A 17,577-nucleotide genomic window follows, 5' to 3' on the forward strand; every position below is an offset into this window, starting at 1 on the left:
CCCCTCTCTTTCTAGTTTTATACTGTAAAAATTGTATCATAATGAATATTTCTTTACAATGAATTAATAATAATTATTTGTAAACTTCCTCTTTTAGCACTCCTATATAAGGTAAGTTCCTATACTTTTCTGAGTAATCCAGCCCATATCCAACTAAGAAATAATCTGGTACTCTAAATCCAATATACTTTACATCAAGTATTTTTTTTCTCCTATCAGGTTTGTTCAAAAGGCAAGCTATTTGTATGCTTGCTGGTTTTCTACCTTTTAGGTAATCAATTAAATATGATAAAGTAACTCCTGAATCTATTATATCTTCTACAATCAAAACATCCTTTCCTTCTATTTCAAAATCTAAATCCTTCAAAATTCTAACTACTCCTGAAGTTTTACTAGCGCTGCCATAACTAGAAACTGCCATAAAATCCATAGTACATGGAATATCAATTTCTTTTAACAAATCTGCCATAAATGGAACAGATCCTTTTAATATTCCAACGAGAATTAAATCTTTTCCCCTATAATCCTCACTTATTTTTTTACCTAATTCTCTTTCTTTTTCTCTTAATTGTTTTTCTGTAAATAATACTTCTTTTATATCATCCTTCATTTGATACATTCTTTTGTTCTCTCCCTTTAATCTTTATTTGTAAAATATTTTTTGTATTTTCAGTTACTTTAAATACCTCGCTTATTCTATAACCAACAATCCATGAAATCTCATTGTTAAAGCATATTATAGGAATTTTTTCTCTTTGATCTTTTATTACCTTTTCATCAATGAAAAAATCCTTTAATTTTTTACTTCCATTCATACCTAGAGGAATAAATCTATCTCCATTTTTTTTATGTCTTAATACAATTTCACCTCTTATTTTATCATAATTAAAGTATTTAATTAGTTCGCTGCTATTTAGATTTTCAATATCTTCATTTTTTACTAAGTTTAATTCTACAATTAGATTTTCTTCTTTTAACTCATTAACTCCCATGCTAAGTTTATATTCTCTATTGACCTTTTTATCAGTATCATTTCTTACTTTATATATGTAAATATCACCATAGTTGTTTATAATTTTTATATTGCCTGGTAAATTTAAAGTTTTTCCCGTAGAAGTACTTTGAATACTTAGTATCTGATAGATATGTGATTTATCAAGGTTATATAAATTACCACACAAATTATAAATTGCAAGGCGTATGATCCTAGTTACAATAGCCTTGTGTTCAACAAATGCCCCTTTAGATATTATAACCTTTTCTTCATTTATATCACAATATTTTTTAAATTTTTCTTTAGAAGTAAGATCTAAATAATCGTTATCTACCTTTATGGTATCAGATAATCTATTTAAGGTTTTTATTATATCCTCATTAAAATTCTTTTGTATATATGGTATTAATTCTAACCTTATCTTATTTCTAGAATAAATGGTTTCTAAATTTGTCTTGTCTATTCTAGGATTTAAATCATTCAAAATACAATAGTTCTCTATTTGGCTTCTAGTTATATTTATAAGTGGTCTTACAAATATCTTATCTCTAACAGGCCTTATTCCAACTAATCCATCAAGACCTGTTCCTCTCATTATTCTCATAAGTATAGTTTCAGCTTGATCATTTGCATTATGTGCAATTGCTATCTTCTGAGCATTTAGCTCTTTTTTTAATTCATAGAAAAAGTCATATCTAGCCTTCCTTCCTGCACTTTCACATGATATATTTTTATCTTTAGATAACTTATTTACATCAACTTTTCTGGATCTAAATTCTATATTTAATTTATTACAAAATCCTTTTACATATTCCTCATCCATGTCAGCTTCTCTTCCACGCAGACAGTGATTCAAATGTGCTGCATAGATAGTTATACCTAACTTTTCTCTTAATTTATACAAACAATGTAAAAGACATATAGAATCTGGTCCGCCAGAAACAGCAGCTATTACCTTATCCCCTTTATCAAACATTGAGTACTTAACTATATTATCAAAAACTTTATCTATCAATTTTAACACTCCTGATTGTTTTTATAGTCTGTAGTATATTATATCATAAATATATTTATGATAACCTATACTTTTACTGCAATTTGCAAGTTAAAAAAATGCGATGCAATATTTTTGAGAGAACAGAAAAAACAGAGGACAGAGGACAGAGGACAGAGGACAATTGACAGAGAAGGTTGATTTTTTGCTAACGCAAAAGAATCTTTAAATTTATATAAGTTAGTAATGTTTTGCAATTAGCAAAACAAACCTAAAAAACAAATTAGTTTTTCTCTGATTCATTTGTGATAATGTCTTAGTATACCATTTGAGATTATGTCCCAAATAAATTAAAAATGTATTAAAATACACCTCATAACAATAAGCAAGCGCACAGGGCAAGTACGAACGTATAACATTAATCTAAAAAATAAACTATAAAACCTAATACATGTATTTTCTAAAAAACACATGTATTAGGCTTATTAAGTTAACCCCAAATGTTTTAAAAACATTTGAGGTTATAATCAATCTAGATACTAATTATTATTGACATTAATATCTTTAATATCGAGGGACATTTTCAAAAATAGTTAACACAATGTTTCACTTTAGTGAAACGAGTTATCAAAAATTTGATTAAAGATTTTTCTTAAGCGAAGCGGAGAAAAATCCTCCTTCACTGTCCTCTGTCCTCTAGGTTCCTGTACTCTGGTTCCCGTACTCTCAGAAAAATATTCAAATCAATATAAATTGTACACTTTTTCTACAATAACTGTCATATCATCTTTTACCTTTCCATTACTTAGTTCTTTAGCTTTATCCATGATCTCCTCACTTAATTCTTTTGGTTCAGTACATTTATTGTCTTTTAAAAAATCTACAAACCAATCTACATTTCCGACTGACTCATTTTCGTGATCTAAAATTCCATCACTCACCATTATAATAAAATCTCCATTTTTAATCTTCTCTTTACTCATATCAATATCAGGCTTGTCCAGAACTCCTATAGGTAAAGTTTTTGAATCAACTACAGTAATATCTTGACCTTTCTTTATAAAGCTTGCAGCTGCTCCTATCTTCATAAAGTCTACCTTTCCTCTATATAAATCTATACTGCTTAAATCTATAGTTGAAAATTTCTCATCTTCGGAAAACTTAATACTCATTATAGAATTTACGGTATTTATAGCTGTAATCTTATCAAATCCTTGTTTTAAAAACTTTTGTATTATATTTACTACAGCTCCACTTTCCTGGCCAGCTTCAGGCCCTGAACCCATTCCATCACTTATCATGCTCACATACGTACCATCTGCTGAATTCCCAAATGTATAGCTGTCCCCACTAAGTTCTTCTCCATCTTTACACATCCTGCGTACATAAGTTGATACATAAAACTTAGGCATTTCTTCAAAAGTAACGTCACAAGTTTTTAAGGATTTATTTATATTACATCCATCTCCATTTATGAACATAATTTTATCTGTTGCTTGATTTACTAAAGGTAATACTTTCTTTGCACATAATTGCTTTCCTCCACAAGCATCCATAGATATTTTGATTACCAGTCTATCATTCTTATCATTATAACAAAATATGTCTACATACTTTATCTTGTTCTTGTTTAATATCCTCCTTAAGTCATTTTCAACTTCTGGATTGAACCTTATATTCATTTCAAACTCTTTTACTATTTCAGATACTGAGCCTGCCATATTATCTATTTGCCCGCCGAGTAATTCCCTACACTCACTTAATCTGCTTCTCCACATCTCACTTATTATATAATTATTAGCTATATTTTCAGTTTCTTTTAAAAGGATAGATCTCCTGGTACATTTTCTCTCCAATTCATATGGCATATCTTTCTTATTATCTTGAAAATTTTGTATTAGTTCACCCAAAGCATTGTAGGTATAAAAATTTTCTCTGCTCCAGCACATCGATTTCATACTGCAATCACTGCAAACCCTACTTGCAAGGTTTTCAATCATAGCACTGCTTTTATCCTTCATAATGAGTTTGTCGTTATCCACAAGTTTTTCAAGCACTTCTGCTACATTATGCAGTATATCTGAAAAACTTTCTAACTTAACCATTAAAATACCCTTAATTCTTTCAGCATAACTCTCTTTAAAATACTCCTGTTTTTTCTCCCATTCTAACTCCACTTCTATCTTCTTCAAAACACTCATAGGTATAGCTAAAAAGATACAGCAGCTTATGACAACTTCAATTATTTTAAATTCAACTGCTATATTTGAATACATCTTAAGTACGGAGAATGCGACCAAATATGAAATACCGCTCATCCATTTTCCAGTTTCTCTAAAAACACCTGAAATAAGCCCACCTAATCCATACACTCCAACGTAAATTATCATGTTACTTGACGTTACGCCTATTATGGTACCCATTGCAACACCTACTGCTGATCCAGCTGAACTTCCTTTTACATATCCGAGTATAAGTACAAAAGTTAATGCTACAACATTTCTTACAGCAATACCTTTTATAACAACTCCCCATGTACCTGCAACAATTAAAGACATAACTACGGACATGCTTATTATCTCTTCACTTGTATATAAATGTCTTGTCCTAAGTTGTTTAAAACACCCTATAGAATAATTGATAATAAAACATATTGGAAATACACAACAAATTTCAAAAAATGAAGTTAAAAGTGACATACTTAATATTATTCTATCTACAAACACTTTATAGAGTACGAACTCTACAAATATACTGGAAAATAATATTAATAATTTAGTCCTTTGATGCATATTATTTAATATATATTTAAAGCTCATAAGTATAAGTACAGATATTAAATACATAGGTAAATCCTTTACATTATTAATTGTAGATATGTATCCTAATAATGTACCAATTCCAGCTGATAATGATACTTTTTTATCTTCTGATATTATAATTGCTATTAAAAAAGCTAACCCAAACGGTGCCATGAGGTTTACCATAACTACTCTGCTTGCTAAAAGTGCTGATAGAAATACTATTGACGTTTTTACAAGTGGAAACTTAATAAGCTTTTGTTTTTGTTTTTCTTTTGCTTTCTTTTTTCTTTGGTATGGAAAAATCTCTACTCCATATTGCATGGCTAAACACCTACCTATAAAATTATTACCTCTATTATAGCAAAGCTTTCTGGAAATAAATGTCATAACATGAAATTCACCCTATTTTTTTTAGGACATATAATTCTATGTTTTTTATAATTGTCTAGTTTAGATACATACAAGCAGAAATTTGTTTTTTATGAGATTAATTACACAAGGAATATCATATTTGTGTTTTTTATAATACTAAAAAGGTCTATAGTGATTAACTATAGACCTTACTTAACAGCGTAAATAGAATTTTAACCTGCAGCACTTCGGGTATGAACCGAATGTTCCAGCCAACTAAACTATTTAGCCGCATAATATTCTTTTTTTGGTTGCGGGAGCAGGACTTGAACCTGCGACCTTCGGGTTATGAGCCCGACGAGCTACCAACTGCTCCATCCCGCGATATTAATATTGGTGCTGAGGACCGGAATCGAACCGGTACGGGTTTTAAAGCCCGCAGGATTTTAAGTCCTGTGCGTCTGCCAGTTCCGCCACTCCAGCACAATATTGGTAGCGGAAATAGGACTTGAACCTACGACACTTCGGGTATGAACCGAATGCTCTAGCCAGCTGAGCTATTCCGCCGCATAATATTCTTTTTTGGTTGCGGGAGCAGGACTTGAACCTGCGACCTTCGGGTTATGAGCCCGACGAGCTACCAACTGCTCCATCCCGCGATATTAATATTGGTGCTGAAGACCGGAATCGAACCGGTACGGGTTTTAAAGCCCGCAGGATTTTAAGTCCTGTGCGTCTGCCAGTTCCGCCACTCCAGCAACTCATGTGTTATCAACTGACGACATATATTATTATAATTCATGAAAATACTATTGTCAACTACTTTTTTTATAAATATTTTTAACAATATTATAGAGGGTTAAAGTTTAACCCTCCGAATTAACTGAATTAGTAATTAGAAGTTTTTTTATATCCTCTTGCCCTTGAATCCTGATGTTTTTTAAGGTCTTGAAATCTCTCTTCGCTATCCTTTAGAAATTTAGACATTCTATCTTCAAAATCTCCTTGATAGCTTTTAGTCTTTTCTTTTTGCCAATCAATTTCAATTGGCCTTAAACTTTTCTTTTCTGACAAAGCCTGCTTTATTGATAAACTTATCTTACCCTTTTCATCAATTGAAATTACCTTAACCCTTACTTTGTCTTTTTCTTTCAAATAATCTCTTATGTCTTTTACATAAGCATCTGAAACCTCGGATATATGGACTAAACCAGTTTTCCCTTCAATTTCAACAAAAGCTCCAAAATTTGTGATATTAACCACTACGCCTTCTAGTATGGATCCTGCCTTTAAGGTCATATTAAAAAGATTCCTCCTTAAAATAAAATAATATTATATATAGAAATTAAATTTGTAACCTTATGTTAGTTTTTTGCATTTATTACAGGGGTCTCTCCTTGTTTAATAAGACCTAATCTCTCTCTAGCTAATTTTTCAACGTAATCATCTGTCTTAGACATTTTAACCTCATCCTGTAATTTTTCATTTTCATCTTTTATTTTTTGTTCTTGTAATTGTTTATCTGCAATTTGCTTTTTTATTTTGTACATAGTAACTTGCTGACTTGCAAATATATAGCATATGTAAGCAAATATAAAAGCATACAAGAGTTTTTTGGGTTTAAATTTTTTTTTCATATCACTCACCATTAATTTTCAGATAGCCAACCAAAACATCATACTTATATTCTAATTTGCTTTTATGTTTTGTTCAAGTCATTTTTTATAATTTTTCTTAATTTTTATCTTAATATTATAAGTTAGTAGTGAAAAAGGGTAAATTATGATATTCATTAATACTCTAAAACCCTTAGCTGTAAATTTTATTAATTTTGTCCCAACCTTTATAAAAGCTGCGCTAAACAGTTTAATATATATACATATACCAATAGCTATCAGCATATATACATAAGCACCTATGTATATGTAATCAGTAACAATTAAAAATATAAAAACTATTATGGCCGCTAATATCCAAAAAAGTAAGTCCTCCAAAAATGATATAAATTTGTTTATAATACCATAGCCCCTTATTATCTTATATATATCAAACAGTACCCCTGTCATAATTCCTGCAGTAATGCTAAAAACAAAGCATTCAAACTGTTTAGTTATAGAAATTATCATCTATATCCCTTACTTGAATAGCTTCGATATTATGCTTTCTTTGCTCTTTTTAGCTTCTTTACTCATATATATACAGGAATTTATCATGCCTATTATTATAACATCACCATTTTGAACATCTAACTTATTCATTTTAAGGTTACTTCCTTTAATGCTTAGCGTACCCAAATTAGTATTTAAAATTATTTGCTCTTCATTAAAACTAACAACTTCTAAAACACCACTTAATGTCAGTTTTTTTCTATTTTCAATATTCATAATGCTCTTTTTTTCGTCTGCTATTTTAGTCTCCTTTTTCTCCATAATATCCCTCCACTCATAACCAATATATGCACCTGCTGTAAGGAATATTACTAATTGAAACAGCTTAAAATAAAATTAAAGAAACAAATTATGCTTAGCTTATAATTTCATACATACTCGAAACATTTTCTTTTGTTACATGCTCTGCTACTTTTAATATTCTAGCCTTCAATGATTTGCTGGCATATTGTATTTCTATAATATCACCTTCAGATATCTCAGTACTTGGTTTAGCAACTTTACCATTGATGCTGACTCTTCCACATTCACACACTTCTTTTGCTATAGTCCTTCTTTTTATTATTCTAGATACCTTAAGATACTTGTCCAGTCTCATTAACTTACCTCCTCATTTAAAACAAAAAACCCAGATTTACACCTAGGTTTTCTAAAATAACAATTTGAATATTATTTGTTTACTTTATCTTTGAACTCTTTACCAGCCTTAAATACAGGAACTGTAGATTCTGGTATCTGTATTTCTTCCTTAGTCCTTGGATTTCTACCTACTCTTGCAGCCCTTTTTCTTGTTTCAAATGTTCCAAATCCAACTAACTGAACCTTTTCACCTTTTTCAAGTGTTTCTTCAACACTTTCTATTAAAGCCTTTAAAACTACTTCTGCATCCTTTTTTGTCACCTTTGATTTTTCTGATATACTTGCAATTAATTCTGATTTATTCACCTTTTTTACCTCCTTAATATTGAATATACTATGTTTGACATACTAGCATATTCTTCACCGATTTAAAAAATCCTTCTTTTTCAAAGTATTTTTGCATAAAAAGCTAAAATATTATTTATTCTTAGACTTTTCCCAAAGCTGATCCATTTGCTCTAGTGTCATATTTTTCATGTCAATGTTTCTAGATCTAGCACTTGTTTCTATATATGCAAATCGATTAATAAATTTCTCTATAGTATAATTTAATGCAAATTCAGGGTCTATGTCAAGGAATCTGGCAACATTTACCGAAGCAAATATTAAATCACCTATTTCTTCTAATATTTTTGCCCTTTTTTCCCCCTTATATGCATCCTTTACCTCATAATATTCCTCTATTACTTTATCAAGTGCATCTTCAACTTTATCCCAATCAAAGCCAACCTTAGCTGCCTTTTTCTGAACCTTTTCTGCTCTCATTAAAGCTGGAAGATTTTTAGGTACATGCTTCAATTCATCTGTATAACTTTTAAGTCCTTGTTCCTTTCTTTTAATTTTATCCCAATTATCAACAACTTGATCAGATGTATTGACACTAATACTTCCAAAAACATGAGGATGTCTATTTATCATTTTCATACATACAACTTTTAATACATCATTAATATTAAAAAATCCTTCTTCACTTCCAATTTGAGCATGAAAAATTATCTGAAACAAGACGTCTCCAAGTTCTTCAACAAGCTCATCATAATCTTTATCGTCTATAGCTTCTAAAACTTCATAACTTTCTTCTATCAAATATCTCTTTAGACTTTCATGGGTTTGTTCTCTATCCCATGGGCATCCATTTTCTGACCTCAATACTTTTGTTATATTCAGCAAATCATAAAAATCTTTGACTTCGCTGACTCTTTTAGGAATGTATAGAGAAGTTAAGTAATCTATATCCTCCTGTCTATCCAATTCATAAAGTGGAATTTTTCTTATGCTTTCCTCACCTTTTACTCCTGCTGCTCTTATAAAATATATTTCTGTATCATCACCATAATACTCCATTAACGCAAGCTTAACTTCTGATGCTATAAGATTATCATATACTTGTGTTATTATAGTACCAACTCTTTTATCCAATACCTGTTTTCTTATATCAAATGCATCCATGACTTTGAGTCCTTCTATAGGGTCTATCTTTAAACTTTCAACTACTGCATCTATAAAGCTTACTGCTGGGAGTATATCTATATCAATAGACTTTTTATTACATAAATCAATTAACATATTGACAGATTTTTCAGCTATTAATGGATGTCCCGGCACTGCATAAACTACATCCTTAAAATTATCTTCTTTCTCTATTAGATCTTCTGCTATAGACTTATACACATCTTCAAATTTTTCCTCTTTTTCATATATATTGTCGTAAGTTTCAAATTTTATACCATATTCTTTTAAATACTTTACAGTAGGATGCTTACTTGTTCTTAGGTATACTCTTTTTGAGTTCTTTAAAGTATCTAACATACCTATTGTAATTGCTTCTTTTGATCCCGGTCCTAGTCCAACCACCCTTATCATATATATTCCTCTCCTTTTAATAAATCAAGTAAAATCTATACATATGCTTTAAGCCTTGTATTTATTATGTCTTACGATTTTATTTTTTATATAATCATATTTAAATATTCCCATTGCAATTATGAGTACTAAATATATAAATATACCCGATAGTATAGCCAAAAGGCATGCTAATCTGCTGCTCATGGTATAATTATAGACATTCATATAAATAATTACAACAGCTATTATCATTAAAATTGAAGCAAATAGGGGCTTTATAAAATGATCATTCCACTTTATAGAAATATTTAAGCTAGTCTTTAAAAGCCTCATATTAAGCATAGAAGCTATTATATAACCTCCTATACTTCCAAGTACAGCTCCATATATATTTATTTCAGGTACTGCAACCAAAAACATAGTAATTACACTTTTAACTACACAACCAACAGCTAAGTTTAAAACAGGGGCAGCATACCTTCCAGTTCCCTGAAGTACAGCAGTTGATGTTTGAGCTAATACTATAAATGGAATTGAAATAGATGAGTATTGCAAAATTTTAAAGCCGTCAGATTGCCCGGGAAAAATTAAATTTAAAATAGGGTAGGCTAGATTATATAATCCTAAAAACGACGGTATTGCTATAACCATTGAAAGTTTAATTGCTATATCAACTTTATTTACAACTTCAGATCTCCTGTTTAGTATGTAAGCTTCCGCTATTATAGGGATTAACGACGAACACAGTGCTGCTGAGAGAGTTAAAGGTACATTTATCAAAATAAAAGCTTTACCAGTAAGCTGTCCATATAATATGGTAGCTTGTTTGTATGTAAATCCTGCTTGCAAAAGCTTTTGAGGCACAAGTACTGAGTCTATAACGCTCATTATACTGCTTACAGCTGCTCCAAGTGATACAGGTATAGCTATATATAATAACTTGCTTAAAACCTCAACATCATCTTTAATTTTCCCAACATGGAACTCCCTTCTCACATGTGCATACTTTATTATAAGGTATGTACCGCCAAATATTCCCCCAGCTGCTGCTCCTAAAGCTGCACCTCCAGCTGAATATTCTATTCCCTTTGGAAGAAGTAAGTAGGCAAGTCCAACACCTACAACTACCCTTCCAATTTGCTCTATTACTTGTGATACAGCAGTACAGGTCATGTTTTGCAGCCCCTGAAAGAATCCCCTAAAAGCACTCATTATAGAAATAAATATAGGTGCAACTGCTATTGATACCAATGAGTAATAAGACTTATTGTCCCACTTTAAAAAACTTATAATTGTTTTAGAAAAAGCAAGTAATAATCCAGTAAACCCAGCCCCCAATATAAACATCAGTATAATAGCTTTTCTAAGGACTATGATGGCACCTTCATCATCACCTACTGCCTTCCTTTCAGAAACCATCTTAGAGACTGAAACTGGTATTCCTGAAGCTGCTGCAATAAAAAACATATAAAGTGGAAATGACATTTGATAGTATCCAACACCTTCATCTCCTATTAACATTTGCAGCGGCCATCTAAATAATAAACCAAGTAGCTTGGCTATAATTCCTGCTAACCCTAAAATAAAAGTGCCTTCTATAAGGGACTGTTTTTTCATAAAATTACCTCCAATTATTTAGCTTCAACCATATTTACAGTACAAAAACTTTAAATATTAAAAGATACTTAAACTTATCTATTTTAATAATTATTTTAACTTTGGAGGTATTATTACTATATGTACTTGAATATTTTTCTTAACTATGGCAAAACTCATTAATAACATTTAAAGTCCTGTACTTTAAAGTACAGGACTCCTTACTACTCCATCTGTTTTCCTAAGAATGATGCAGCAGTTTCAGCTAACTTGATTTGTACATCACCAAACTTTGCATCTTCTTCCTTACTTGCTATTATCACAGCTCCAATAACATCACCTTCTGTTATTATAGGTGCAATAACCTGAGCTGTATATTTTCCCTCTGCTTCTTCATCATCATACAGGGCTATTGTCTTTTCTTGATCTAAATTTACACTTTTTCTTTCTTCTATTGTTTTTTCAATATCACTGCTTATTTTCTTTTCTAAATATTCTTTTTTAGTACCCCCACTTAGTGATATAATACTATCTTTATCACATATCATAACTATATCTCCTATAACTTGCTGCAGTGATTCTGTATATCCTTTTGAAAAATCACTTAATTCACCAATTGGGGAATACTTCTTTAAAATAACTCCTCCTTCTCTATCTGTAAAAATTTCAAGTGGATCCCCTTCTCTTATTCTAAGAGTTCTCCTTATTTCTTTTGGTATTACAACCCTTCCTAAATCGTCTATACGTCTAACAATGCCTGTTGCTTTCATTACTCGTATACCTCCTTTAAGTAAACATAATTATAATAAACTCTTAATGTTAATATTATTTTTCTAAATATGAAATTTTATACACAATTGCTATTTAAATTAATAAAATAATCCACAATGTGTTTACCATTGTGGATTATTTATATTATGCTAAATTCTTTTCGTATTTAGTTATCTTTGCTGCCTTCTGCCATTCGCCTAATTTTTGTTTAAATGTATTTTGCTTTTGCTCGTCTTCAAGTTCTTTTCTTATTTGTTCTTTTACAGTACTAAGTGACTTAGCAGGATATTCTTGTTTTTCTACACACTTTATTATGTGATATCCATATTGTGTTTTAACAGGATCTGATACTTGACCACTCTTTAACTTTATTGCAGCAGCCATAAAATCAGGATCCATTCCTGAATCAACGTAATTTACAAATCCTAAGTCTCCACCCTTATCTTTAGATCCTGGATCCTGCGACACTTCTTTTGCAACTTTCGCAAAATCTTCACCTTTATCAAGTCTAGCTTTTACTTTTTTAGCGTCATCTTCTGTTTTAACTAAAATATGTTCAAGATGTGTTTTATCAGGTTTTTCAGTATACTTATATTGGTTAGCTTTATAATAATCTTCTACTTTTTTATCATCAATTTTAATATTCTTAGTTACACTATTGCTTAAATTTTTATATATTTCTTGAGTCCTTATTTGATCATAAAATAAGTTACTTAAAGTCTGTTCTGACATATTTTGCTGCTTTAAAACTTCCTGAAACTTAGCTTCATCTCCACCAAATTGCTGCTTTTTCAAAGTGTCCATTTGTGTTTTAACTTCCGATTTTAACTTTGAATCACTTGGCATAAGATTCATTTCCTTTGCCTTCTGTTCCATAACTTTTTTAGTTATCATTAAATCAAGTGCTTGTGCTCTTTGAGTTTTAAGAGCACTTTGAGCTTCATCATTTTTAGCATAATTCTCTCCATACTGCTGCTTTACTTGCTCTATAACCTGAAGCATAGCCGGACTTTTATCTAAATCACCTCTGGTAATCTTTTCATCATTTACTTTTGCAACAACACTTTTATTTATAGCCTCAGGAGTCTTTGCTATCATACTGCATCCAACGGTTGAAAATGAAAATATGGATATAGCGGCTATACTTATTAACTTCTTTATATTCATAACAGTTTATTCCTCCACTCTAATTTAATCTTTTAAAAACATAAACTAATTTTAACATAAAACTTATTTTACTACAAAATTATTTTTGCTCATGAATATTGAGCATGTATTCAACAATCTCTCTAACTTTTAAAATTAAATCTGACCTTTTTATATTCTTAATCTTGTAACCAATTCCAGGGTTACCAAGCATTTTTATGCTTATGCTTTTGGAATAAGTTTTTAGCAGTCCATTTATCACATTATTATCTATTCTACTTTGACTTTCAAATAAGAATAGTACTTCACCACCTTTTTCTTTGATTTCCTTTATGCCCAAATTTTTACCCATACTTCTTATGTAAGATATGTTTATAAGGTTATTTATCGAAGCAGGAATTCTCGAAAATCTATCTTCCAATTCCTGCTCAATATCTTTCATATCATCATAGGAATTAATCGCCGCAATTTTCTTATAAACTTCTATCTTCTGCATTTCATCTTTTATATAATCAGATGGTATATATGCATCAACCTTTAATTCAACAGTAGTTTCCACAGGTTCCTTATCTATTTCACCTTTTACGACTTTTATAGTATCTTCAAGCATTCTACAGTACAAGTCGTACCCAATAGCAGCCATATGACCATGCTGTGAAGCACCCATCATATTACCTGCCCCCCTTATTTCAAGATCTTTTAGTGCAATTTTAAAACCTGAACCAAGTTCTGTAAAATCTTTTATAGCTTTAAGTCTCTTTTCAGCTATCTCTGTAAGCACCTTATCTTTTCTGTAAGTGAGGTAGCAATAAGCCATTCTATTTGTTCTGCCAACTCTACCTCTAAGTTGATATAACTGCGATAGTCCCATCTTATCAGCATCATATATTATCATCGTATTTACATTTTGAATATCCATTCCGGTTTCTATTATAGTTGTAGTTACAAGTATGTTATACTCATTTTTCATAAATTGAGATATAATATTTTCTAATTCTCTTTCTTGCATCTGCCCGTGTGCTATTGCTATCTTAGCTTCCGGAACTAATTTGGCTACATACGAAGCAACTTTCTTTATATTTTCAACCCTATTATAAACAAAATATACCTGTCCGTCTCTTCCCAGTTCTCTCAAAATTGCATCTCTTATCAATTGATCATTGTATTCAACAACATACGTTTGAATAGGATATCGTTCCTCTGGAGGAGTCTCTATAATACTTATATCCCTAACACCAACTAATGACATGTGTAAAGTTCTTGGTATAGGTGTTGCACTTAAAGTTAAAACGTCAACATTTTTTCTTAACTTCTTTATCTTTTCCTTATGTGTTACACCAAATCGCTGTTCTTCATCAACTATCAAAAGTCCTAAATCCTTAAATTCAACGTCTTTTTGAAGTATTCTGTGAGTTCCTATTATTATATCTACTCCACCTTCTTTTAATGTCTTGATGCTATTTCTTTGCTGAGATGGAGTTTTAAATCTGCTTATCATATCTATCCTTATAGGAAAATCAGAAAATCTTTTAATAAAATTATTATAATGCTGCTGTGCAAGTATAGTAGTTGGGACTAAAAATGCTACTTGCTTTCCCTCCATAACCGCCTTAAAAGCTGCCCTCACAGCAACTTCGGTTTTACCGTATCCTACATCACCACATAAGAGCCTATCCATTGGTTTATCAGATTCCATATCTCCCTTTATTTCACTAATTGCTGTAAGTTGATCTGGTGTTTCATCATATGGAAACTCATCTTCAAATTGTTTTTGCCATACAGTATCCTTTGAGAATTTATATCCCTTTACAGTTGATCTAACAGCATAGAGTTTAACTAAGTCTTCCGCTATTTCTTCTATAGATTTCTTAACCTTTCTCTTTGCCTTAGCCCATTCAGATCCTCCAAGTTTATTTATCTTAGGAGCTTTTCCTTCTGATCCTATATACTTTTGTACTAAATCCAATTGTTCTACAGGTACATATAACTTATCTTCTGAATCATACATAAGCTCTAGATAATCTTTCTTATGCCCCTGCAGCTCTAATTGCTGTATTCCCTTATATACTCCTATACCATGGTTTACATGAACTACGTAATCACCAGGTTTAAGTTCTGTAAAACTCTTTATTTTACTTACACCTTTTTTAATAGGTTTGCTGCGAGTTTTTCTCTTAGCTTCCCCAAATACTTCTTTATCTGATATAACTGACAATTTCAACTCAGGATACTCAAATCCATTTAACTGACTTCCAAAAGTTATTACAACTTCACCCGGCTCAATATCATGTATTACATCTTTATATGTACTATTTATATCATTTTCTCTTAAACTATCAACAAGTCTTTCTCCCCTTGGTCTTGTACCTGCAAATATAACAATTTTATAATTTTTATCCTTTTTTTCTTTTATGTCCTTTATCAGTAAACTCATTTTGCCGTGATAATTATTTAATGTTATTTGAGATATATTTAGTATTGTTTCAGGCTTTAACACTTTTCTAGACTTGGATATTGAATCCAAAGTTATAATCTGTTTTTTTTCTAATACCTCAAGTATATAATTTTTATCTAACAAAAGCTTACTTTGTTTTGACAAAACATTACCTTGCTCTAAAAAGTGCTTATAATTTTCTTCAAATTCATAATATACACTTTCTAACTTTCCTACACACCTTTGTACATCATCTATTATAATAAAATAATTTTTAATGTAATCAAAAAATGACGAAGTACTATCATAGAAATATGGAAGGAAACTATCAATATTTTCAAAACTCCAATTTTCCTTTAGCAATTCCAAATTTCTATTCATGACATTACTTATATTTTCTAAAGCTGATTTTTTGTTATTAGACTTTAGCTTTTTAACTGCAAACTTCAAGTCGCTTTCTATTCCAGTATATCCTTTCTTTATGAGATCTTCATTTAATATCATTTCCTTTGCTGGAAATACCTCTATGTTGTAAACTTTCTCAATACTTCTTTGAGATTCCAAGTTTATATTCCTTATAGAATCTACTTCATCTCCAAATAACTCCATCCTATAAGCTTCAGCAGAAGTAGGACAATAAATATCCATTATTCCGCCTCTTATAGAAAATTGCCCTTTACCATCAACTAGTTCAACTCTTTCATATCCACATTGTATAAGTTTTTGGCTGAGTTTTTCAAGGTCAATTGTATCCCCAACTTTAATATTGAATGTGTAATTCTTATAGAGTTCAACTGGAATATATGCTGAAGCTAAAGCTTCTATACAAGTTACTATTATTTTCTTATCATCTTCAAGTATATGTTTAATTATCTTTAGTCTTTCCCATCTCAAGTCTCCAGATATAGCATCTATATTATAAAATACTACTTCTTTTGTAGGTAAGTAACATACATTAGGCACATAAGTTGACAAATCTTCATATAATTTTCTAGCTTCAACATTACTATGTGTAAGTATTAAAATAGGCTTGTCTATCTCATCATACACTCCATCTATTATATAACTTCTACCAGATTCTGAAGTACCATATATACTTATTGGGAAATTACCTTTTTCTAAACTATCTATTAAAATTTTAAAATTTCTACTATTAATTAAAGGCTTTAAAAGTCCTTGTAGTCTCATTGTAACCAACCACCCTATAAAATTATCAAAACTTAAACAAATTTACATTGTAATTCCATTAAACTTGTTCATAGCTTCGTCTGCGCCTGATTTAATTAAGCATTCTACTGCATCTACTGCTAGATCAAATACCTTTTCTAATCTTTCTCTATCATCTTTTGAAAACCTTCCCAAGACATGAGAAACCAAGTCTTGTTTAGGCTGTCCTATTCCTATTCTAATTCTAGGAAATACTTCAGTATTTAAATTGTATATTATATTTTTTATTCCATTATGTCCACCTGCACTCCCATGATTTCTTATTCTCATTCTTCCTATATCTAAATCTATATCGTCATATACTATAATTATATTTTGGCTGCTAATTTTGTAAAAGTTAACTGCTTCTATAACACTTTCACCACTTAAATTCATATAGGTACTTGGCTTTAACAAAATAACCTTTTCGTTACCAACCCTACCTTCACCATACATCCCTTTAAATTTTTCCCTATTAATTGATATATTATACCTCTTACTTATTAAATCTATAACATCAAATCCAACATTATGCCTCGTATGTGAATATTGACTGCCTATGTTACCTAATCCAACTATTAAAAACATTTTTTCACTCCTCAATCTATGACACTATAAAATTTATAAAT

At 30.5% G+C, this 17,577-nt stretch carries 15 protein-coding genes and 5 tRNA genes; all 20 read right to left on the bottom strand.

Annotated features, from left to right (window positions below; all coding sequences use genetic code 11):
- Window positions 1–73: 73 nt before the first annotated feature.
- Window positions 74–619, bottom strand: a complete 546-nt coding sequence (gene hpt, locus EBB51_RS12840; protein WP_123054815.1) for a hypoxanthine phosphoribosyltransferase — start codon at window positions 617–619, stop codon at window positions 74–76.
- Complete coding sequence (gene tilS / locus EBB51_RS12845; protein WP_123054816.1) at window positions 600–2,009, bottom strand: tRNA lysidine(34) synthetase TilS; 1,410 nt, start codon at window positions 2,007–2,009, stop codon at window positions 600–602. The genes hpt and tilS overlap by 20 nt, the downstream gene beginning before the upstream one ends.
- 722 nt (window positions 2,010–2,731) lie before the next feature.
- The gene (spoIIE, locus tag EBB51_RS12850; protein WP_123055072.1) at window positions 2,732–5,113 is read right to left on the bottom strand and encodes a stage II sporulation protein E; all 2,382 of its coding nucleotides are present in this window, start codon (window positions 5,111–5,113) and stop codon (window positions 2,732–2,734) included.
- A 338-nt stretch (window positions 5,114–5,451) separates the two neighbouring features.
- Window positions 5,452–5,527 (bottom strand) — tRNA-Met (locus EBB51_RS12860).
- A 10-nt stretch (window positions 5,528–5,537) separates the two neighbouring features.
- Window positions 5,538–5,626: transfer RNA gene (locus EBB51_RS12865), tRNA-Leu, on the bottom strand.
- A gap of 7 nt (window positions 5,627–5,633) precedes the next feature.
- Window positions 5,634–5,710, bottom strand: a tRNA-Met gene (locus tag EBB51_RS12870).
- Window positions 5,711–5,726: 16 nt separating this feature from the next.
- A tRNA-Met gene (locus EBB51_RS12875) sits at window positions 5,727–5,802 on the bottom strand.
- Window positions 5,803–5,812: 10 nt separating this feature from the next.
- Window positions 5,813–5,901, bottom strand: a tRNA-Leu gene (locus EBB51_RS12880).
- A 130-nt stretch (window positions 5,902–6,031) separates the two neighbouring features.
- On the bottom strand, window positions 6,032–6,442 hold the full coding sequence (locus tag EBB51_RS12885) for a S1 domain-containing RNA-binding protein (RefSeq protein WP_123054817.1): 411 nt from the start codon (window positions 6,440–6,442) through the stop codon (window positions 6,032–6,034).
- A gap of 65 nt (window positions 6,443–6,507) precedes the next feature.
- Complete coding sequence (locus EBB51_RS12890; protein ID WP_123054818.1) at window positions 6,508–6,780, bottom strand: septum formation initiator family protein; 273 nt, start codon at window positions 6,778–6,780, stop codon at window positions 6,508–6,510.
- Window positions 6,781–6,858: 78 nt separating this feature from the next.
- Window positions 6,859–7,269, bottom strand: a complete 411-nt coding sequence (yabQ, locus tag EBB51_RS12895) for a spore cortex biosynthesis protein YabQ (protein ID WP_123054819.1) — start codon at window positions 7,267–7,269, stop codon at window positions 6,859–6,861.
- A 9-nt stretch (window positions 7,270–7,278) separates the two neighbouring features.
- Window positions 7,279–7,572 (bottom strand): sporulation protein YabP, encoded by a 294-nt coding sequence (gene yabP / locus EBB51_RS12900; protein WP_123054820.1) that lies wholly within the window; start codon window positions 7,570–7,572, stop codon window positions 7,279–7,281.
- Window positions 7,573–7,666: 94 nt separating this feature from the next.
- A complete protein-coding gene (locus tag EBB51_RS12905) occupies window positions 7,667–7,909 on the bottom strand; it encodes an RNA-binding S4 domain-containing protein (protein WP_123054821.1) in 243 nt (80 codons plus the stop codon).
- A gap of 71 nt (window positions 7,910–7,980) precedes the next feature.
- Window positions 7,981–8,274: an HU family DNA-binding protein gene (locus EBB51_RS12910; RefSeq protein WP_190285370.1), complete on the bottom strand. Its 294-nt coding sequence runs from the start codon at window positions 8,272–8,274 to the stop codon at window positions 7,981–7,983.
- Between the two features lie 93 nt (window positions 8,275–8,367).
- On the bottom strand, window positions 8,368–9,813 hold the full coding sequence (gene mazG / locus EBB51_RS12915; RefSeq protein ID WP_123054823.1) for a nucleoside triphosphate pyrophosphohydrolase: 1,446 nt from the start codon (window positions 9,811–9,813) through the stop codon (window positions 8,368–8,370).
- Between the two features lie 48 nt (window positions 9,814–9,861).
- Window positions 9,862–11,412 (bottom strand): polysaccharide biosynthesis protein, encoded by a 1,551-nt coding sequence (locus EBB51_RS12920; protein ID WP_123054824.1) that lies wholly within the window; start codon window positions 11,410–11,412, stop codon window positions 9,862–9,864.
- Between the two features lie 203 nt (window positions 11,413–11,615).
- Window positions 11,616–12,161 carry a stage V sporulation protein T gene (gene spoVT, locus EBB51_RS12925; RefSeq protein WP_123054825.1) on the bottom strand — a complete coding sequence of 182 codons (546 nt, stop codon included), beginning with the start codon at window positions 12,159–12,161 and terminating at the stop codon, window positions 11,616–11,618.
- Between the two features lie 145 nt (window positions 12,162–12,306).
- Window positions 12,307–13,329, bottom strand: coding sequence for a peptidylprolyl isomerase (locus tag EBB51_RS12930; RefSeq protein ID WP_123054826.1), 1,023 nt, complete (start codon window positions 13,327–13,329; stop codon window positions 12,307–12,309).
- Between the two features lie 79 nt (window positions 13,330–13,408).
- Window positions 13,409–16,930 (bottom strand): transcription-repair coupling factor, encoded by a 3,522-nt coding sequence (gene mfd, locus EBB51_RS12935; RefSeq protein ID WP_123054827.1) that lies wholly within the window; start codon window positions 16,928–16,930, stop codon window positions 13,409–13,411.
- Window positions 16,931–16,972: 42 nt separating this feature from the next.
- Window positions 16,973–17,536, bottom strand: coding sequence for an aminoacyl-tRNA hydrolase (pth, locus tag EBB51_RS12940; protein WP_123054828.1), 564 nt, complete (start codon window positions 17,534–17,536; stop codon window positions 16,973–16,975).
- Window positions 17,537–17,577 lie beyond the last annotated feature (41 nt).

Origin of the sequence: Clostridium sp. JN-1 (assembly GCF_003718715.1) — a bacterium.
GTDB lineage: Bacteria > Bacillota > Clostridia > Clostridiales > Clostridiaceae > Clostridium_AV.